Here is a 20,137-nt window from a genome sequence, read left to right on the forward strand (position 1 = left end):
CGGCTTGCGCCGAGCCGCGTCAGTGTCCTGAAACCTGCCTGACGACCTTGCGCACACCGCGCAAGGTCGGCGTGACCACCTGCATGACGGCTGCCTTGGCCCGATCGGCGCTCGGGCTGGGACCCGGGCGCTGCGGGTGCATGCCGATGGCGCGCAGATAGCGATTGGCAGCGCGGACGCGCCCGCGCCCGCGGCTGGCATCGGTCTCGAAAGAGAAGGCGTAGGAGATACTGCGCACGCCGCCCGTTCGTACCCAGTGGGGAGCATCCTGGGGCTGATGGAAGCCGCGGCCCGGCTCGAGGTCGAAGACATGCTCCTGCTGGGGATCACAGCCTTCGAGATCGAGCTGGCCGATATTCACCGTGCCCCTGACATAGAAGCGTTCGAGATCGCTCTCTTCCACCACGTTGGGCGGGAAGACGTGATAATGCTTCGGCCCCTCGATCTGGAAGAAATGCGTGATCTCCGGATCGAAGTGGAAGGGCGTGGTGGATGCGGCCGAGGAAATGAAGAGGGCGGATTCGAGTCGGGCGATGCTCTCGTCGCCCAGACCGCCACGAAGTGCAGTGACCTTGCGGAAGAGCGTGTCCAGCAGGTCGCGGAAGCCGGAATCATGATTCTCCAGGCGTTTCAGCAGGACCCGGGCGGGTGCATCGCCCAGCTGCGCCAGGACCTCGTGCGGTCTGGCCCTGTTCTGCTCCACGTCATAGAATTTCGTGCCTGGTGTCGCCGCTGATCCCGCGATGAAATAATCCTGGGGACTGTCGGCATACCGCTCGGCCAGGGCCGCCAGCGCGTCGGGCTGGAACATCGGCAGGTGATGAAGACCATGCTCGAAGGCAAGGGGCATGCGATCATAGGCAGCGCGATAGCCATCGGCATCGATGGTGATGAGTTCGTCGGCGGAAAGGCTCATGGCCGGGACCATTCATGAAAAGAAGACATGCACTAATTTTGAAAGTATCTTGCTTATTGCGATCGGCGGTTACAAGCTGGGAAAATTGTGAAGTGCAGCGATCTTAGTGGATAGGTTTGTATATACTGAGGATACGCCGAATTGCACGGAGGAGGCTATCCGAACGTAAGACAGCCCTTATTTGGTCGGTGGCAACACCCGCGTGAAGAAGTGCCATCTACTACTTTTTGGCGATTGGAGACTGGAACGACCTCACAAAGGCGGAGCTTCGCCGCCATCGGTGCCAAGATCGACCACCCCGGGAAAAAGGGGGCGATTTTCGCAGTTCGGCCGAGCATGTTTCTCCCGGTCGAGCCATGGCACCGATTAGGAGGAACAGGCGGGGGCCCGAATGCCGTTCAGGCCTGCCGGCGCAAATAGAACCCTTCGAAGTAGGTCAGCGTGCGCTCGGGGTGGAACGGGATCTCGGCCTGGAGCTCGGGCACCAGCCAGCGATCCTCCAGGCGATAGCCACGCGCCTCGAAATAGGCCAGGAACTTCGCGCGATTGAACAGCCGGCAGGGGATGACGGAGGATACGTGGTTCTGGGCCGTCCAGGCATCGGGGGCGTCTGAGATCGGAATCTTGTTGATCAGAATATGCTCGGGCAAGGCTGGCACCGTGTCCAGAATGCCGGGGCCCTGCTCGCCAAAGGGATCCGGAAGATATTGGATCATGCCCAGCATAAGCATGATGTCGGGGGCTGGCGCCTCTGCCAGTTCCGACCCGAAGCTGATCATGGTGGATCCGAGCGTCGCATGGCGCTGCCGCCCCCGCTCGACCATGTCGGGCATGTCGACGACATGCCAGCTCAGAGGCGGCTTCAGGAGGCCATAACGCGCGCATAATTCATAGAAGATGCCGCCGGCGCCGCCGAAGTCGACCACCGTGCTGCCCGGCTGGAGGAGCTTCGACAGCCATAGCATGACGGCGAATTGCGAGGTCTGAAACAGGGTAGGGGCCTCGACCTCCGCGTCGCGTACCAGCAGTTCGGCGAGCGCGTCGTCATGCCAGCCGACCTTACCGATATTGGCAGAAAAGCGCTCGGCTTCGGCGTAGCTGCCGAAGAGCCCGTAGAACAGATCCATCCGCCCCGCCCAGACATGCCGGAGGTAGAGGCCCTTCAGGAAGGGCAGTTTCCCCAGCCAGGCGCCGATGGCGCTGTGCATCATGAGGGCCTTGAAGAGCTGTTTCATGGAAGTCCTGGCGGTAAGGGGGGCATGCTGGCGATCCCAGGTGTCGAGTTTCGACGTCCCGACGAACCAAGCCCTGCCTTCATACTGTAGTCGAGCCCGATTTGCTTCATTCCGATCGGGATATGAAGATTAATTGCGCGCAATGAAAGTGGATCCACGTCGATCATCATGTCGGGGCTGTCATCGTACTAAGGCTGGTTGAGGCATGGAAGCTGCGGTGCGGCCAGACCGTCGACGCGCAAAGACAAACGCGCCGGCATGAGCCGGCGCGTAGCAGTTCTTCCCGGTCCGCGCTATCGACGGATAGCAGGGAAGGTAGAGATCGATCAGAACTTGTAGGAAATACCCGCGCGGATCGTATGGGTCTTCAGATTGATCCGGTCGTTGTAATTACCAGCCGCCGTTTTCGAGTAATTAAAATAATCCTTCTTGCCGTAATCGGCATAACGATATTCAACGCGAGCGATCAGATTGTCGGTGACCGCGTATTCGAGGCCGGCGCCGACGGTCCAGCCAACCTGGGTGCTGGAATAACGCAGCGGGCCGTCGACATTCCAGATGGGTGCGAAATCATATTTCCCAAACGCGACACCGCCCGTGACGTAGGGCAGGAAGCGATCAAGGGCGTAGCCAACCCGCAGACGAACCGAGCCATCCCATTTGAGCTCTGCCCGCTGCTTGTAGGTGGTGATCGGATCTGGTGCACCGTGCGAGAAGTTGAGGTTGCCTCGGGCTCTCGAACTTCCCTTCAAGGAATCGTAATTGATGTCGCCTTCGATGCCGACCACCAGATTATTCTGGAACTGATAATTGTAACCCGTGTAGACACCGGCAGTGAAACCGTTGGCGGTCAACTTGCCTTTGTAGTCCCACTCGCCGCTGGCGATCCAATAGTCCGAATAGTCGGACTTGCCCCAAGTATAGCCGGCCTGAACGCCGCCGTAGAAGCCGGTCCAGGAATAGGGGGCGGCAACCGGAGCAATCGGCTCGACAGGTTGCGGAGCGAGATCGGCGGCATAGGCGGCCGTCGAGGAAAGCAGGATCGCCAGAGCTGCGGCAGAAATTTTCATGGCTATATGTCCTAACAACATTTTCCGAATAGTGACGTTTCTCGGACGATGAGTCTGTAACAAGAAAGCCACACTGGGGTTAATTTTTATAGATGCCGTGGAGATGGCGGTATATAATTTCCATTCTACGATGCTTGCAATTGAAAATTCGGAGAGTATGTCCTAGCTTTAGGTTAAATAGAGCTCATTATTTAGAAATATTAACCTTCAATTGGTTCCAAACGACTTATGGAGACGTAGACCTTGCTATCGAGGGGGGAGGGAGAGCGAGCCCAAGCGGATAGAGGCTCTACCTCGAAGGTGTTATGTCAGTATCTTTTCGTCGGTGTGTGCCCGAACGTATCGTCATCGTAAAATGCAGAAAGGCCCGCGAGCCTGGGGCTGGCGGGCTTTGGAAGAATGGATCGTCGGCTGGGAAGTATCGGTCGAGTGGATCTCAGGCCTGGACGAGCCAGGCGTGGTCCGGATCGTTGTGGAACTTCCAGATGCGCTTGGGACCAGCCATGACGTTGAGATAATAGAGGTCATAGCCGTGGGCGGCGCCGACGGGGTGATAACCCTTCGGTACGAGCACGACGTCGCGATCTGAAAAAGCGATCACTTCGTCGAGCGATCGATCGTCCGTATAGACGCGCTGGACACCGTAGCCCTGCGCCGGGTTGAAGCGGTGATAATAGGTTTCTTCCAACTGGCTCTCGGCGGGCAGATTGTCCTGGTCGTGCTTGTGGGGCGGATAGCTCGACCAATTGCCGGAAGGGGTGATCACCTCCACCACCAGCAGGCTCTCGGCCGGTTCCCATTCGGGCAGGATATTGCGGACATGGCGGGTGTTCGAGCCCTTGCCGCGGGTTTCCTGGCCGACCTGGTCGGGACCGATCACACGGGCCGGCAGGGCGCCGGTACCCGGTGCCGCGCATACGGCCAATTCGACCGGCGTTTCAGCCTTGACCTCGTAGCTCGAGCCGGCGGGAACGTAGACCGACCAGGGGGCGCCTTCGAAGGGATTGCTGCGCTCGCCTAGCACGCCAAAATCCTGGCTGCCCGCCTTGATCGAGGCCTTGCCGGCCACCAATACCAGGCAGATCTCGGTAGCACCCGTCTCGGCGCCCAGGCTTTCGCCGGCCGCAAGCTCATGCACCTCGAAACCGACATAGGTCCAGCCTGCCGATTGCGGCGTGACCCGGTGGATAGGCGAGCCGGACTTGCCGGGCTTGAGCAGAAGTTTTGACATGATGGCCTCCCCGGGCTCATTGCTGCCAGAGCGTCTCCCGGAAAAGCGATCGATACTTCGTCAGGAGAAACGCGTCGAACCAAAGAATTGGATTAAAGCGCATCTTTCGCCAAGATGCGCTCGCTCTCGTCAGGCTGCCTTCAATCCCGTCTCGCCGAGCACCTTTCGCAGATGCGCGTAACCGGCCTTGGCATAGGTCAGCGGATTGGCCTTCTTGGGATCCTGCTCGGCCTCGACGATGACCCAGCCGGAATAGCCCGGGAGTTCGCGGAATACGCTGGCAAAGTCGATCATGCCGTCGCCGGGCACGGTGTAGACCCCGGCCAGTACGCTGTCGAGGAAGCTCCAATCCTGCGCATCCGAACGCGCCTGGACCTCGGCTCGCACATCCTTGGTATGGACATGGCTGATGCGGTTGCGATAGCGGCGGGCAAGATCGGCAGGATCCGAGCCGCCCCAGGTGGCGTGGCCGGTGTCGAGCAGGAGATGCACGGCAGGGCCGGTCGCCGCCATGAAGGCATCGATATCGGCCTGCGACTGCACGATGGTGCCCATGTGATGGTGATAATCGAGCTGCAGCCCCTCGGCCTTGAGCATCTCGGCATAGGCGGTGATGCGGCGGCCATATTCGGCCCAGTCCGCGGATGCCATCACCGGGCGCTGCGACAGCGGTTTGGCCTTGTCGCCGTGGATGGCGTTTGAGGTTTCGGCGACGATGAAGACGCTGGTGCCCATCGCCTTGAGCAGGTCGATATGGGCGCGCGCCGCCGCGAACTCGGCATGTTCGTCCCGGGTCAGCAATTCGATCGAGTGCCAGCCGCCGACGCAGGCGAGGCCGAAGGGCGCGAGCGCAGCCTTGAGGGCGTTTGCCTCCCGCGGGAACTTGTTGCCGAGTTCCATGCCTTCGAAGCCGACTTCCCTGGCCTCGGCCAGGCAGGTTTCCAGCGGCGTGTCGCCACCGATTTCAGGCATGTCGTCGTTCGACCAGCCGATGGGATTGGCGCCGATGCGGATAGGCATAAGAGAACTCCGGAGAATATTGGTTCGGGGGCGGGTCTTCAGACCCGGCATTCTTGCAGGTGGGAGTAGGGGAGAAGGCGGGTCTGAAGACCCGCCGCCCATGATGCTCAATCGCCCACGCGTTGCAGCGCCTTCTTGGTCACATAGGCCGCATGGGCTGCCTCCACCTCGCGGCGCTGGGAAACCTCGGGGACTGCGACATCCCACCAGGCACCGCCCGCATCGGTCGATTCCAAGGGATCGGTGTCGATCACCACCACGGATGTCCGGCTGTGCCCGCGCGCGGCGGTGACGGCAGCCTCCAGCTCGGCCAGGCTCTTCACCTTGACGGCATGCGCGCCAAGGCTGGCGGCATGCGCCGTGAAGTCGATGTCCGGCAGCACATCGTGGCGGGTGTCGCGCAGGAGGTTGTTGAAGCTTTCGCCGCCCGTCGCCCGCTGCAGGCGGTTGATGCAGCCATAGCCCCTGTTGTCGAGCACCACGATGGTCAATTTGGCGCCTGCCATGATCGAGGTGGCGATTTCGGAATTGGCCATCAGATAGGAGCCGTCGCCGACCATCACAATGACCTCGCGATTGGGCTCGGCCATCTTCACGCCAAGTCCTCCGGCGATCTCGTAGCCCATGCAGGAATAGCCATATTCCATGTGATAGCCACCGGGAGCGCCTGCCTGCCAGAGCTTGTGGAGTTCGCCCGGCAGGCCGCCGGCCGCGCAGACCACGATGTCGCTGGGCTTGCCGACCCGCTGCACCGCGCCGATGACCTGGGCGTCGGAGGGCAACTCGGCATTGCTGGCATCGGTGTAGCGGGCTGCCGTCTTCAGCCATGCTGCGCGGCCAGCGATCGCCTTGTCCGTCCACTCGGGCGGCGCCTTCCAGTCGCCGAGGGCATGCGAGAGCAACTCCAGTCCGACCTTGGCATCGCAGACCAGAGGCAAGGCGCGGTGCTTGCTCGCATCGAAAGGCTGGGTGTTGAGGCCGACGATGCGATGCGTATCGCCCTTGAACAGGGCCCAAGAGCCGGTGGTGAAATCCTGCAGGCGAGTCCCCACGGCCAGCACCAGATCGGCCTCCTCAGCCACCGTATTGGCGGCACCGGTGCCGGTGACGCCGATGGCGCCCATGCCGAGCGGGTCGTCCAGCGCGATGGCACTCTTGCCGGCCTGGGTTTCGCCGACCGGAATGCCGTGCCTTGCGGCAAAGGTGGCGAGGGTGCCTTCGGCCTGCGAATAGAGCGTGCCGCCGCCGGTAACGACCACTGGCTTGCGGGCGGCCTTCAGCGCGGCGACCGCAGCGGCCAGTTCGTCTTCGTCGGGACGGGTGCGCCGGCTGGTCCAGATCCGTTCTTCGAAGAAGGAGGCGGGATAGTCATAGGCTTCGGCCTGCACGTCCTGGCACAGAGCCAGGGTCACCGGCCCGCAATCGGCGGGATCGGTCAGCACGGTCATCGCACGTGCCAGGGCCGGGATGATCTGCTCGGGGCGGGTGATGCGGTCGAAATAGCGCGAGACGGGCCGGAAGACATCGTTCGGGGTCACGGTGCCGTCGCCGAAATCCTCCAACTGCTGCAGCACGGGATCCGGCCGGCGGTTGGCGAAGACGTCGCCCGGCAGCAGGAGGAGCGGCAGGCGATTGACATGCGCCACGGCGGCGGCCGTGACCAGATTGGTTGCGCCAGGCCCGATGGAAGTGGTGCAGGCCATCATGCGGCGGCGGCGCATCGCCTTGGCATAGGCGGTCGCGGCATGTGCCATCGACTGCTCGTTGTGGGCGCGGTAGGTCGGCAGGCTCTCGCGCGCCTGGTAGAGGGCCTCGCCGATTCCGGCGACGTTGCCATGCCCGAAGATGGCGAAGACACCGGCGAAAATCGGTACCGTCTGCCCGTCGACGACCGTCTTCTGGGCGGTGAGGAAGCGGACCAGGGCCTGGGCCATTGTGAGACGGATGGTAGCCACGAAATCTCTCCCTGAGCGTATTGGACTCAACTATCAATATGGTTGAGTGGCCTGCTCCAACTGTCTTTATCGAGAAGTGGAGGCCCCTTGCGGACCTCGCCTGGAATGCCGGACCATAGCCAGCGTGAAGCTGCTTCGCGAGTGCTATTGGGCCGCCGCAGCCTGTCCCGAGGCACTCTCCCAGGCCTGAACCAGCCTGGCGAAACGGGTTGCCATCGCGTCGACCGCGTCATCGTCGCTGAGAGCTCCGCGCAGCCAGGCCCGGGCCGGTTCGTTGAAAATGGTGCGTCCGACGGCGAAGCCCTTTACCATCGGTTCACTCGCAGCCACGGCGAAGGCAGCCTCGAGGTCTTCCTCCGGAGCTTCCAGGCCAAGCAGCACAATGCCACGGCAGAGCGGATCGTTGCGCTCGATCACCGCGGCGACGGCGCGCCAGGCCGCGGCGGTCTTTAGTGGCTCCAGTTTCCACCAGTCGGGCTTGATGCCGAGGTCGTAGAGGCGCTGCACCACGCTCGACACCGTGTCGTCCTCGAGCGGACCATGCTTGCCCGCGATGATCTCGATCAGCAATTCGCGGCCCACCGTGCGTGCAGCCGCGTGAAGACGCAGCAATTGGCGCTCCTGCTGCTCCTTGAGGGCAGGAGGGTCGCTGGGATGATAGAAGCAAAGGCACTTGATCGTGTGTCCGACCGGCCATTCGATCAGGCTGGTACCCACATCGGGCCCGCCCTCGAATTCCAGGGGGCGGGAGCCGGGGAGCTCGACCGGCCTGCCGATCCAGAAGGGGTGATCGGCCGCGCGGAACAAGGCTTCACGGCCATAGATGCCGTCGATCAGCATGCCGAAGCCGGACCGCCCGCCTGCGATCCTGGCGGCAGCCTTGACCGCCAGGGCCTTGAAGGCGGAGATGCGCTCTCGCGATACGCCGATTTCGTCCGCCATCGCTTCCATCTGGGCGCGGTGGTCGACGGCGAGCGCCATCAGCCCCTCGGCGGCCGGGCGGCGGGTGGTGGCCCAATGGATGTGGTTGATGGCGGCGTCCTTGCGCAAGGCCCGTTCCTTGCTGCTATGTTCGAGGAAGTAGCTCAGTTCGGTGAAGGTCGGGATCTCGGGAGAGCAGAGCAGGCGGGACACCGCGAAGGCGCCGCTGGCATTGGCATAGGCACAGGCGGTCTCGAGCGGCTCGCCGCGCAGCCATCCGCGGAGGAAACCCGACAGAAAGGCGTCGCCAGCGCCGAGGACGTTGTAGACCTCGACCGGAAATCCCGGCCCGCGAATGCCGTCATCGAGGCTGGCAGGGATGGCACCGGGAAAGACGACGCAGCCCATCGGCCCGCGTTTGCACACGATGGTGCCGTCGGAGATGGAACGGATGCGCCGCAGCGTCTCGAGTGTGTCCTCCGAACCGCCGGCAATGGCGAGTTCCTCTTCCGTGCCGACGATCAGGTCGCAATCGGGCAGGATGGTCTGCAGATGCGCGGTGACGTGATCGGCCTTGATATAGCGCTCCTCGCCTGCCCCATGTCCGGCGAGGCCCCAGAGGTTGGGCCGGTAGTCGACGTCGAATACCACCTTGCGGCCATGCTTCTTGGCCAGGCCTATGGCCTTGCGCTGGGCCGCATCTGTGTTGGGCTGCGAAAAATGCGTGCCGGTGACGACGATGGCGGCGGCCGAGGCGATGAGAGCCTCGTCTATGTCGCTTTCATCGAGCGCCATGTCGGCGCAATTGTCGCGGTAGAAGATGAGCGGAAATTGCTTCTCATCGCGCACACCGAGGATGACCAGCGCGGTGAGGCGGGCGGGATCGGTATGGATACCTTCGGTCGCCACGCCTTCGCGCTGCATCTGCTCGCGGATGAAACGTCCCATCGCCTCGTCGCCGACCCGCGTGATCAGGGCCGATTTCAGGCCGAGGCGCGCCGTGCCGATGGCGATGTTGGCGGGGCAGCCGCCCACGGCCTTGGTGAAGGAGGACATGTCCTCCAGCCTGCCGCCGACCTGCTGGCCGTAAAGATCCACCGAAGCGCGGCCGATCGTGATGACATCGAGTGCGGGCGTGCTCATGCTTGACCTCCAGACAGACGGACCGGCCCGCCATGGGACGGCGGATGCACAAGGCAGCCGCATTGGGCGGAAACGGCCGGCTCTAAACGTTTCCTCTTGGCGACTGCGTGCCGGCCTGTCGCCTTGTTGTTGTCTCGCGCATCGGCGGGCCTTTCGGCGGTTGCTTCATCCCTTCGATTGGCGCTTCAAAAATGAAACATATATTCTATTATGTTGTCAATATAGAATAAAAATGCCATATTTTGACGTGAAGCCCGTGCCGCCGCCCGCCTTTGCGTGCATGGCCGCGATTCGGTGGCACGGCGCGATGGTTGACGATTATCCTACAGCAAACAGGCCCGGTCCTCGGGTCAAATCAAACGATTGGGGAGAGAAATGGTTCGTCTCGCAGTTCTCGGCGCCGGCCGCATCGGCAAGATCCATGGTCGCAATGCGGCACTGCATCCGCAGGCCAGACTGATTTCGGTTTCCGATCCGCACGGGCCCTCCGCCGAGGCCTTGGCGGCCGAGACAGGTGCTCGCGTCAGCACGATCGACGAGGCCATCGCCGCCGATGACGTTGACGCCGTGCTCATCTGCACGCCGACCAACACCCATGCCGATCTGATCGAACGGGCCGTGCGAGCCGGCAAGGCCGTGTTCTGCGAGAAGCCGGTCGATCTGTCGTCCGACCGGATTCGCCACTGCCTCGCCGAGGTCACCAAGGCCGGCAAGCCCCTGATGATTGGCTTCAATCGCCGCTTCGATCCCAATTTCGCCACGCTCAAGCACCGAATCGTCGAGGGCGCGATCGGGGAAGTGGAACTGGTCACCATCATCTCGCGTGACCCGGCGCCGCCGCCGGTCTCCTATATCGAGGGCTCCGGCGGCCTCTTCCGCGACATGATGATCCACGACCTCGACCTTGCCCGTTTCCTGCTGGCCGAGGAGCCGGTGGAGGTCCACGCGGTCGCTTCGGCCCTGGTCGATCCGGCCATCGGCAAGGCCGGTGACGTCGATACTGCCGCCGTGCTCCTGAAGACGGCTTCGGGCAAGATCGCGCAGATCTCCAATTCGCGCCGCGCCACCTACGGCTATGACCAGCGCATCGAGGTGCATGGTTCCAAGGGCCTGATCCGTGCCCATAACGTGCCGAAGACCACTGTGGAGGTGGCGACTGGCTCCGGCTTCCTGGCCGATCCTGTGCAGGATTTCTTCCTCGAGCGTTATGCAGAGGCCTATCGTCTCGAGATGACCGCTTTTCTCGACGCGATCCTGGCGGGCAAGGCGCCCAATCCCTCGGGCGAGGACGGCCTGAAGGCCCAGATTCTGGCCGATGCCGCCACGCAAGCGGCCCAGACGGGTATGACGGTGAAAATATAGGCGGGTTGGATCTGCCTGGAAGCGCGGACGTCCCTGGGCACTCAAGGAGTGCCGGACGCCTGCCTTTCATGACAGGCTGAGCACTGGCAAGAGCGGACGAGGACCTCCGCCCTCCCTGGGGCCCTCTTGTCAGTCGCGCCCCTTATGTTCGGCCGTGCCCACGGCCAGCGTCATGGCCAGGGCGAAGGTCGCCGCCAGCGAACGGAAGGCACCATGATCGGCTTCCTCCACATCCAGGCGAATGCGGGCGAGGCGGGCCAGCGGGCTTGCCGGGCTGTCGGTAATGGCCAGGATGGCATTGCCGCGCTGATGCGCGATACCAGCCAGTTCGATGGTGTCGGGCGAGTAGGGATTGTAGGAAATCGCCAGCACCACATCCCTGGGCCCCGCCAGCGAAATCTGCTCCTTGCCGAGCTGGCCGACATGGTCGACCAGCGCGCAGCGCTGGCCCAGATTGCCGAAGGCGTAGGCGAGATAGGCCGCCACCGGGAAAAGCCGGCGGGCCGCCACCAGATGGATGATGTCGGCACCGGCGAGCAATTCGATCGCCGCATCGATCATTTCGGGATCGGCGGATGCCCGCAGCCGCTCGATCGACAGCGTGGCTGCGTCGGCGAAGCCGTTGAGCAGCGGCGCCGACAGGGAGCCCTCATTCGCCTCGGTCCGCAGCAATGCCACGCGCTGGCGATAATCGGGAAAGCGCTGCTTCAGCCGGGCGAGGAAGACCTGCTGCAGATCGGAAAAGCCGGAATAGCCGAGCGTCTTGGCGAAACGCACCAGGGTCGAGGCTTGCACCCCGGCATTCTCCGCCACCGAAGCGGCGGTGCCGAGGGCGACCTCGTCGGGATGGTCGTTGGCGAAATGCGCCACTTGCCGCAGGCGTTTGGGCAATTGGTCGATGCGATCGGCGAGGCGCGCGGAAAAATCGGTAAAGTCGCGCGTCTCGTCCTCAGCCATGACCATGTCCCGTTCCAGAAGCGGGGCAGTGTGTTGGCTGCCCTCCCTATCATTGACACCTTACCGGTGGTGCCACTCGGCAGCGATGCCGGATCGTGCCGCAAAGGCACGCCCAACGGAAGGTTAGTGCAACTGGAAAGACTGCGAAACCCGTTTCGCAATCGCGGATGTGGATCGGCTCAGCACCGGCGCGTAAGCGGATCGACACCGTCGGTTGTCGGCTTCTCCTCGTCCCGGTCGCGTGGTGCGTCGGTGGAGGGCGGCGGTATGCGCCGGGCCGGATCGTCGATGATGCGGGCAATCAAGGCCGCGATGATGCCAGTAAACAGCATGGCAGTTGTCCCCTTGGCTGCGACGGCGAACCGTGGAGCCAGCATGGATATCCTTTCTTTCCCCGAGAGACGGCAGCCCGCTCGCGGTGAGTCGAATCGATCTGTGCCGATTTTGATGCAGTGCAGCATACAACAAATCTGTGCTGCGTCGCACAATGAAATGGAATGACGGCCATACCAAGGCGGTATGGCGAATGGACGCGAAGGGAGAGAAGTGATGAAGGCATCGGCCAAATCAGATGGCAGGGGGCTCGGTGTTGGCCTGATCGGCACGGGATATATGGGCAAATGTCATGCCTTGGCGTGGAATGCGGTCGCCTCGACTTTCGGTGACGTCATCAGGCCTCGTTTGGTTGCTCTTGCCGAAGCGTCCGCCGATCTTGCCCGTACCAAGGCAATGGAACTTGGCTTCGCCACCTCGACCGGCGACTGGCGTGAGCTCCTGGCCGACCCGCAGATCGACGTGATCTCGATCACCACGCCCAACCGTTTCCATGCCGAGATGGCGATCGCGGCGCTGGAAGCGGGCAAGCATGTCTGGTGCGAAAAGCCGATGGCGACCGTATTTGCCGATGCGCAGGCGATGCATGCTGCCTGGCGCGGCAGCGGCAAGGTGGCGGTACTCGGCTACAACTACATTCAAAACCCCGCCATGCGCCTGATCCGCAAGCTGATCGGCGAGGGGACGATCGGCGTCGTCAATCACGTTCGCCTGGAGATGGACGAGGATTTCATGGCGGATCGGCAAACTCCCTTCGCCACCCGCAACGAGTCCAGTGCCGGCTACGGGGCCCTCGACGATTTTGCCGTCCATCCTCTCAGCTTGCTGCGTTTTGTCCTCGGCGGGGTTGCCGAAGTGTTCGGGGAGATGGCGAGGCCCTATGCGGACCGTCCCCATCCCGATGGCGGCAGGCGGGCCATCGAGAATTACGACATTGCCACCGCCTTGCTGCGCCTGGAGAGCGGTGCTTCGGGTGTGCTCACCGTCAATCGCGCTGCTTGGGGGCGCAAGGGCCGCATCCAATTGCAGATCTTCGGCGATGCCGGCGCCATCGTGTTCGATCAGGAGCGTTTCAACGAGGTGCAGCTTTTCCGCCGCGAGGGCAGCGAGGAAACCCAGGGGTTCCGGACCATTCTCAGTGCGCCGATGCACAAGCCCTATGATCGCTTCATTCCAGCGCCCGGCCACGGCCTTGGCTTCAACGATCTGAAAGTGATCGAATGCCGCGAACTGATCGCCCGCATCGAGGGCGAGAAGGCCTCGGTGTTCGACTTTGACGATGGCCTTGCCATCGAGCGTACCGTCCATGCCATTGCGGACAGCTTTGCCAAAGGCCGCTGGGTGGAAGTGAAGGCTTGACGCCTTGCATCAGCGATAAAAGAAAACGGCCGCGGAGGGGATCCGCGGCCGCATGAAGAAGAAGAGAATTAGCTTTTCAGCTTCTTGTTGCATTCGCTGTAATAGCCGCCGCCCTTCTGAATCCATTTCAGGCCGCCATTGCCGTTGCTGGCCTTGTTGGCATTGTACTGGTCGAGGCAGGTGTGCATGCGTTGCTTGCCGGCCGACTCCTTGGCATATTTCGGATCGACGGCCGACGGGAACACGGCGCTTCCCGACGTGGCGGCGGTGGGAGCCGGCTTGGCGGCCGGTGCCGGTTTGGCAGCCGTCGTCGCGGCCGGGGCTGCAGGGGCTGCCGGTGCGGTGGCAGCCGGAGTCGCCTCCGTGCCGCATTGTGCCTTGCGGAAATCGTTCCAGGTTGCGCCGTTCAGCGTGTTCGCGGTCTTGGCGGCCTGATATTTGTCGCTGCACTCCTTCATGGTGAGCGCTTGCGCTGGCGCAGAAAGCGCGACGGCGCTGGCGATCAGTAGTCCGGTACCAATGATGGCGGAACGAAGCATCATTCTAACTCCCTCATTTTCGGCGGATATTGCCCGCCGCCGACTCTGGATAAGCCTCAGCCGGAATGCCTATTTGTGTGATCAGGAATACGGCGAAGGTACGGCACACCCTGGTGATAGACCGAGTCTGCCAAAGAAAAAAGAGGAACCTTCATCAGCTCGGATCAGTTTCCATTCCGGCAAAAGCTTGCCGGCGCTTCACGCCGGCAAGCTTTTCTGATCGAAACTCAGTCAAGGTTTTACTGTCCTTAACGTCATCAAGGAGATCAAGCCGTGATTTCACATCGCTTCACGGCGAGGGGGCGATGACTCTTTGCCTGCGAAAGATCGCAACCGGGGAACCCAGATGAATGGACTGGCGCAGATATCCATAGCCGCATTTGAGAGCGACACGCTGGGAGTGGATGTTGTCGGGGCTTGTCATGCAGTTGGTGTGCGGCAGATCGATATGACTGTCGAACCAGTTCAGCACGGCCTTGGCCGCTTCCGTGGCATAGCCCTTGCCATGGGCCGCACCGATCAGGGAGTAGCCGAGTTCAGGCGTCCCTGAGAATTCCGGCTCGATGTCGCGCTCGAAATTATGAATGCCGACTTCGCCGAGGAAGCGGCCATCGGTCTTGTCGGTCACGATCCAGAAACCGAACCCCATCCAGAGCCAATGGCCGGCATAACGCAGCATGCGGGTCCAGACCTCCTCGCGCGGATAGGGGGATTTACGCACATAGCGAAGCACCGCGGGCTCTGCCCACATGGCCGTGACGCTCTCCAGATCGCCGGGTCTATGCGCACGCAAAATCAAGCGTGACGTCTCGATGGTGGGGGCGACGGTGAATGCCGACAGAAGGGGCATAGGTGAACTTTCCTCGATCTTATCCGTGCGATCGGTCGTATTGATAGGTGCAAAATGCGTGTTGGTTCCCTTCGACAACTCGGAGGGCGGTTGGTTAGTCAGGTAGGCGATAGTCCTAGCTCCTGGGTTGGGGCTGTTGCGAAAGGCCCGCATGATCGCCACGCTTTCGCGTCGCCACGGGGCCGGTTTTGCGTATTATGTTGCGCCGCAACAAACAGTGAATTTCCTTAGCCGACGGTGATCCCTGTCAGCCTCATTGCCAATTTGCGCATCCGCTATCAGACGTTTCCGGCCTGTTAGAAGCGCCGGGAAGCCCGTCGGATGCCGACCCAAAAGGATCTTGCCGAAACCGGTTTCAGCCACAGCGGCATTCCGAGCCCGGCCCGTCGCGATTGACCAGACCCGGTGGGCGGGCTCCCGATTCGAGCCACCCGATTGCCCGGAATGCGAAAGCCCGGCCGCGTATGCGTGGACCGGGCTTTTCATTGCCTCCCGAAGAGCGCAAGCTACCAAGTCCGCCGGTAAATTGTTACAGCAGTACGAGGCGAGCGCTTTTGTCCATAGCTGCAACATGCGCTCTTCCTCGACCCTCCCGAATGTTGGTTCGACAACACCAGCACGAGCGTGACGCGGGTGTTATATCGGTACGGAAGCTGACGTTTGGTCAGGCTTGCCAAGCCACCTCGATCATGGTTCGCACTTGCCGTGCGTGTCTGCCGGATGAGCCGATCGCGATATTGTTTTGTCTGACAAACTGGCTTTATATCGTCGCGAGGAAACCACCCAGGAAGGCCCGTCAGCAGAATGCTTCGGGCGGCGAAGACAAGGCGATCATGCAAGAGCCGATGAGTACGAGGGGAGCCGTCATCTGTGTCGGCACCACCACGCTGGACCAAGTGCTGGAAATCGATGAAATGCCGCGGCAAGCCATCAAGGTTACGGCCCGGCACCATTTCAAGCGCGGAGGTGGGCCAGCCGCGACGGCTGCGGTTGCCTGTGCCCGCCTGCTGCAGCCGGTCGAATTGTGGAGCCGCATGGGCGATGATGCCGAGGCGGCTTTCCTATGCGAGCGCCTGCGTCATCATGGCGTCGGGATCACGGGCGTGAAATGTAGCGAGGAGATGGATACCATTGCCGCCGTGGTGATCGTCGATCGTCAGGGCGAACGGTTCATCGTCGGCCATGACCATACCGACCTACCAGCCTCGCCGGCCCATCTGCCATTGCAGGACATTGCCGGGGCCGGTGCGGTGCTGGCCGATATCAATTGGCGCGAAGCCTCTCTTGCGGCGCTGGATGCAGCTGCTGCTGCGGGAGTCCCGTCGGTGCTCGATGCGGAAGTCACCGATCCGGTGCTGCTGATGGAATTGGCGCGACGCGCAAGTTTGCCGGTGTTTTCGGAGGATGGATTTGCGCTGGCCAGCGACGGGGCGCAACCGGATGCCAACGGCTGCGAAGCATTGTCGCGCCGCCTCGGCGGGACATTCGGTGTCACATTGGGTGCCCGGGGCTCGCTATGGTGGGGCGACGGCGTCCTGACCCTGATACCCGCCTTGCCGGTGAACGTACTGGACACCACCGGTGCGGGAGATGTGTTTCACGGCGCTCTGGCTGCCGGGCTGGCGGAAGGGCGGTCGGTGATCGATGCCGCCTGCTTTGCCAGTGCGGCCGCAAGCCTCAAATGCGAACTCGGCAATGGCTGGGATGGCATGCCCGAAAGACGGGCCGTCGTGGAAGCGGCCGCCACTCTGGACCCGCGCGTGATCTCTTGAAGGCCAGACGCCGGAGCAGCAACAGCGCTTGAAGTCAAAACGGTGCCGTCAGGCACGGGCACCGGGTTCGGCGCGACATTGCAGCCTGACAAGCCGCGCCTAGCCCGAGTGTCCGCAAAGCCCCCATAAGCGTCTTGCCTACGCGATAGGGGGTCTTGCCTGGGGCACCGTTTCCGAGTGTGAGCCAATTACGCAAAACACCGGTGGCTCGGCCGGATGGGGAGAGAGGGGCGGTTATACGCTACCGCCCCTCGGAACTCGTTTGGTGGGCTCAATAATTGTCCCAGCGGCGTTCGCGATAATAGGGGCGATCCCAGCCGCCATGGCGGGGGCGGTAGCCATCGCCCCAGCCCCAGCGGGGACGTGGACCCCAGCCGCCGCCATAGCCATACCCGCCGCCATAGCCGTAGTAAGGACGGCGGACCGGAACGCAGCGGCCCCAGCGATTGGGCTGCCAGCCGGGGCCACAGCCCCAACGGACATCCTGGACCAGCGGCGAGGCGCCCGGTGCTGCGGGAGCGACATTCATGGCCGAGGACGTGCCGACACTGGCCGCCAGGCCCGTCAGCGCGAAGGAGGCCGCAATCATGGTCTTGCCGAGAAGATTCATCGGTTACCTCATTGAGGGGGCTCGAGCTCGTGGGAACTCGAGGAGCAATGAGGACACGATGCCAGTTGCTGCCTGAACGCGGCGCGAACGCCCCGGTCATCTGACGTTCAGAAACATGATGGCGGGCTGACGGGCGGTGAAGATTCTTGGCGTGGCCACCCATCACCAAACGCCCTGGTCGCTATTTCTCGACGCGATCCCAGCCATTGGGGCCGAGCCGTTCCTGCGGCAGGAAACGCCCCTTATAGGCCATCTTCCGCGACCCCTCGACCCAGTAGCCCAGATAGAGATAGGGCAGCCCCATTGCCTGCGTGCGGGCGATATGGTCCAGGATCATGAAAGTGCCGACGCTGCGCGCCGTCATGGCCGGCTCGTAGAACGAGTAGACCATCGACAGGCCGTCGGCCAGCACGTCGGTGAGCGAAACGCCGATCAGCGGACCCTCGCCTTGCCGGTTCAACGGCAGGCCGGCGCCGGACAGGCGGTACTCGACCAATTGCGTGTTCACATGGGTGTCCTCGACCATCATCGCATAGTCGAGCACCGTCATGTCGGCCATGCCGCCATCGGCATGGCGCTGGTCGAGATAGGCCCTGAAGGTGGAATATTGTTCCGAGGTCGGGGTGGCAGTGCGCATCTGCGAAACGACGTCGCGATTGTCGGCCTGCACGCGGCGGAAAGATTTCGTCCTGATGAAGTCGGCAACCGGCACGCGCACCGAAACGCAAGCCTTGCAGTTTTCGCAAGCCGGCCGGTAGGCGATGGTCTGGGAACGGCGAAAGCCACCATGGCTGAGCACGTCGTTGAGGCGCGCTGCCCGTTCACCGATCAGGTGGGTGAACACTTTGCGTTCCTGCTTGCCCTTCAGATAGGGACAGGGCGATGGCGCGGTCAGATAGAATTGCGGTGAGTCGCGTATTTCAATGCTCAACGCCATTCTCCATGCATGAAGGCGAAGGCTACCACTGGGCGCCGCGTCTCGCCAGAGTCCTGCTGGCGGGCGAGATCAAATTATCGCGCCTGGGATTGTTTTTAAAGCCCGGCCCTCAGACCTGCCGAGGGGTGGCGTCGGCAAAGCCGAACAGTCCACCCGGGCGGAAGATCAGCATGAGGACGAGAAAGATCATCACGGCCACATCGCGATGTTCGATCGGAAAATAAGCCTGCCAGACGACCTCGAACAGGCCGAGTACGAGGCCGCCGAGCAAGGCTCCTTCGATCGAACCGATGCCGCCGATGACGGCTGCGACCAGGCCTTTCAGGCCGATCATGGCTCCGCCATAGGCATCGGCTCCGCCATAATAGACCGTCATGATGAAACCGGCGAAACCGGCCAGCGCGGAGGCGAGCCCGAAGGTCAGGGCCAGCATGCCCCGGCTGGAGATCCCGACGAGGTTGGCCATCAGGGCATCGTCCGATATCGCCCGCCAGCGCCGGCCGAGCTCGCTGCGGCGCATCAGCATGACGACGGCGATGGCGACGAGGGCCGCGGCGGCACCGATCGACATCTGCATGACGGTGATGTGGACGACGAAATTGCCCGACCGCACCACGGGCAGATAGGGACTGGTGATCGGCGGTGCCCAGCGGTCGTTGGGGCCTTGGGCGACACGCATCGCCTCGCGCATGACCGAGGCCACGGCCACCGTGGCGATCAGGATGGTCTGGCCGCGGCGGAAGGCGAGGGGGGCGAAGACCAGCTTTTCGACGATATGACCGGCGAGAACCACGAGGCCGACCGCAGCCGCGAACACGACGACGAGGTCCAGGGCCGGAGAGCGGGAACCGAGCGCCAGCATGATCAGCATGATCGAGACGCTCATCACGCCGCCGAGCGTGGCAAAATCCCCGAAAGCCAGGTTGATACGCTGGACCAGGCCGAAGACGAGGGCATAGGCCACCGCGATCAGCATGGTCATTGCCGTGGTCGGCACCCCATTGCCGAGACTCTGTACCAGAAAGGCAATGCTGCCGGGGACCTCGGGTACATCGGCGATGGTTTCACCGGGCCCCGGATCGGCAAGGACAGCCTCGGGGCGTTCGAGCCAATAGCGCTTGAGGATATGAAGCTTCCAGGCAGCAAAGGCTCTGCCGTCCGCGGCCAGGGCGCTCAGCTCGATGAGCCGGTTATCCGGCAGGCTCGGTCCGAAGCCGCAGAACACGCTGTGATTGCTGCTGCGTCCCTGGTGCAGCGCCCGATAGTCGATACGGATCTTAAATGGCGGCGAGGCGGAGGTAACGGCAGTGACCGTAAGTCCATCTGCGTCGATCGCAATGGCGGGTAATGTCTGCCGGCAGATGCGGATTTCCAGCGGGTCGAGGCTGTCGCGACAGGAAGCCAGGCACAAAGTGACGAGAAGCAAGGCGATGACACGATGGATCAAGGGTGCCGCCTGAATCGTCGCGCCGGACCAGTTGACCCGATTTTTATATCGGCGCTGTCAGTAGGCAGATTACAGCCTCGCCGCGATTCGGACAGCAAACCCGGCCGTCCCGGATGAGGGGCTGTCCAAACAGGAGCTTTTCCTGAGGCGGCGGCGGGGCTATCGTCGAATCCCTTTCCTGCTTCGAGACCCGTGATGCGTGACGGCAAGCCCAGTGTGACCATCGTTTATTGCCGGCAATGCCAATGGCTGCTCCGGGCGGCCTGGATGGCCCAGGAACTGCTTTCGACCTTTTCGGAAGATCTGGGGGAGGTCACGCTGGTGCCGGCCACCGGCGGTGCCTTCCGTATCGAATATGAGGGGCAGGAGATCTGGGAGCGCAAGCGCGACGGCGGCTTTCCCGACGTGAAGGCCCTCAAGCAGCTGGTGCGCGACCGGCTCGATCCCGATCGCGATCTCGGTCATATCGACAGATAGCCG

General features: G+C 62.6%; 18 protein-coding genes. 4 read left to right on the plus strand and 14 right to left on the minus strand.

The features are described from left to right. Positions 1–19 precede the first annotated feature (19 nt). The 7 genes from U1R88_RS19930 to U1R88_RS19960 form a co-directional block, all read right to left on the minus strand. Positions 20–916, minus strand: coding sequence for a hypothetical protein (locus U1R88_RS19930; RefSeq protein WP_322432809.1), 897 nt, complete (start codon positions 914–916; stop codon positions 20–22). A gap of 398 nt (positions 917–1,314) precedes the next feature. Further along, positions 1,315–2,151: a methyltransferase, TIGR04325 family gene (locus U1R88_RS19935; RefSeq protein ID WP_322432810.1), complete on the minus strand. Its 837-nt coding sequence runs from the start codon at positions 2,149–2,151 to the stop codon at positions 1,315–1,317. Between the two features lie 326 nt (positions 2,152–2,477). Further along, entirely contained in the window at positions 2,478–3,221 is a 744-nt protein-coding gene (locus tag U1R88_RS19940) for an outer membrane protein (RefSeq protein WP_322432811.1), read from the minus strand. A gap of 436 nt (positions 3,222–3,657) precedes the next feature. Next, positions 3,658–4,452 (minus strand): 5-deoxy-glucuronate isomerase, encoded by a 795-nt coding sequence (iolB, locus tag U1R88_RS19945; protein WP_322432812.1) that lies wholly within the window; start codon positions 4,450–4,452, stop codon positions 3,658–3,660. Between the two features lie 129 nt (positions 4,453–4,581). Next, on the minus strand, positions 4,582–5,472 hold the full coding sequence (gene iolE, locus U1R88_RS19950; protein WP_322432813.1) for a myo-inosose-2 dehydratase: 891 nt from the start codon (positions 5,470–5,472) through the stop codon (positions 4,582–4,584). Between the two features lie 107 nt (positions 5,473–5,579). Next, a complete protein-coding gene (iolD, locus tag U1R88_RS19955) occupies positions 5,580–7,406 on the minus strand; it encodes a 3D-(3,5/4)-trihydroxycyclohexane-1,2-dione acylhydrolase (decyclizing) (RefSeq protein WP_322432873.1) in 1,827 nt (608 codons plus the stop codon). Between the two features lie 165 nt (positions 7,407–7,571). After that, positions 7,572–9,491, minus strand: coding sequence for a bifunctional 5-dehydro-2-deoxygluconokinase/5-dehydro-2-deoxyphosphogluconate aldolase (locus tag U1R88_RS19960; RefSeq protein WP_322432814.1), 1,920 nt, complete (start codon positions 9,489–9,491; stop codon positions 7,572–7,574). Between the two features lie 375 nt (positions 9,492–9,866). Here U1R88_RS19960 and iolG point away from each other — a divergent pair, with 375 nt between their 5' ends. Next, positions 9,867–10,853 (plus strand): inositol 2-dehydrogenase, encoded by a 987-nt coding sequence (iolG, locus tag U1R88_RS19965; protein ID WP_322432815.1) that lies wholly within the window; start codon positions 9,867–9,869, stop codon positions 10,851–10,853. Positions 10,854–10,982: 129 nt separating this feature from the next. Here iolG and U1R88_RS19970 read toward each other — a convergent pair whose 3' ends face one another. Continuing rightward, a complete protein-coding gene (locus tag U1R88_RS19970; RefSeq protein WP_082979406.1) occupies positions 10,983–11,816 on the minus strand; it encodes a MurR/RpiR family transcriptional regulator in 834 nt (277 codons plus the stop codon). A 173-nt stretch (positions 11,817–11,989) separates the two neighbouring features. After that, positions 11,990–12,187, minus strand: coding sequence for a hypothetical protein (locus tag U1R88_RS19975; protein WP_322432816.1), 198 nt, complete (start codon positions 12,185–12,187; stop codon positions 11,990–11,992). A gap of 172 nt (positions 12,188–12,359) precedes the next feature. Between U1R88_RS19975 and U1R88_RS19980 the strand changes: the two genes are divergently transcribed. Further along, positions 12,360–13,502, plus strand: a complete 1,143-nt coding sequence (locus U1R88_RS19980) for a Gfo/Idh/MocA family protein (protein WP_322432817.1) — start codon at positions 12,360–12,362, stop codon at positions 13,500–13,502. Positions 13,503–13,570: 68 nt separating this feature from the next. On the opposite strand, the gene U1R88_RS19985 is transcribed toward U1R88_RS19980, so the two are convergent. Both U1R88_RS19985 and U1R88_RS19990 read right to left on the minus strand, forming a co-directional pair. Further along, positions 13,571–14,044 carry a hypothetical protein gene (locus tag U1R88_RS19985; protein ID WP_322432818.1) on the minus strand — a complete coding sequence of 158 codons (474 nt, stop codon included), beginning with the start codon at positions 14,042–14,044 and terminating at the stop codon, positions 13,571–13,573. Between the two features lie 286 nt (positions 14,045–14,330). Continuing rightward, positions 14,331–14,891, minus strand: coding sequence for a GNAT family N-acetyltransferase (locus tag U1R88_RS19990; RefSeq protein ID WP_322432819.1), 561 nt, complete (start codon positions 14,889–14,891; stop codon positions 14,331–14,333). An 845-nt stretch (positions 14,892–15,736) separates the two neighbouring features. Here U1R88_RS19990 and U1R88_RS19995 point away from each other — a divergent pair. Beyond that, complete coding sequence (locus U1R88_RS19995) at positions 15,737–16,663, plus strand: PfkB family carbohydrate kinase (protein ID WP_322432820.1); 927 nt, start codon at positions 15,737–15,739, stop codon at positions 16,661–16,663. Between the two features lie 271 nt (positions 16,664–16,934). On the opposite strand, the gene U1R88_RS20000 is transcribed toward U1R88_RS19995, so the two are convergent. The 3 genes from U1R88_RS20000 to U1R88_RS20010 all read right to left on the minus strand — a co-directional run bounded on the left by U1R88_RS20000 (position 16,935) and on the right by U1R88_RS20010 (position 19,657). Beyond that, the gene (locus U1R88_RS20000) at positions 16,935–17,273 is read right to left on the minus strand and encodes a hypothetical protein (RefSeq protein WP_322432821.1); all 339 of its coding nucleotides are present in this window, start codon (positions 17,271–17,273) and stop codon (positions 16,935–16,937) included. A 181-nt stretch (positions 17,274–17,454) separates the two neighbouring features. Then, entirely contained in the window at positions 17,455–18,204 is a 750-nt protein-coding gene (locus tag U1R88_RS20005; RefSeq protein WP_068298891.1) for an arginyltransferase, read from the minus strand. A 115-nt stretch (positions 18,205–18,319) separates the two neighbouring features. Next, positions 18,320–19,657: a branched-chain amino acid ABC transporter permease gene (locus U1R88_RS20010; protein WP_322432822.1), complete on the minus strand. Its 1,338-nt coding sequence runs from the start codon at positions 19,655–19,657 to the stop codon at positions 18,320–18,322. A gap of 195 nt (positions 19,658–19,852) precedes the next feature. Here U1R88_RS20010 and U1R88_RS20015 point away from each other — a divergent pair, with 195 nt between their 5' ends. Continuing rightward, positions 19,853–20,134: an Rdx family protein gene (locus U1R88_RS20015; RefSeq protein WP_068298899.1), complete on the plus strand. Its 282-nt coding sequence runs from the start codon at positions 19,853–19,855 to the stop codon at positions 20,132–20,134. Positions 20,135–20,137: the final 3 nt, after the last annotated feature.

Source organism: Labrys sedimenti, assembly GCF_034424805.1.
GTDB classification, from domain to species: domain Bacteria; phylum Pseudomonadota; class Alphaproteobacteria; order Rhizobiales; family Labraceae; genus Labrys; species Labrys sedimenti.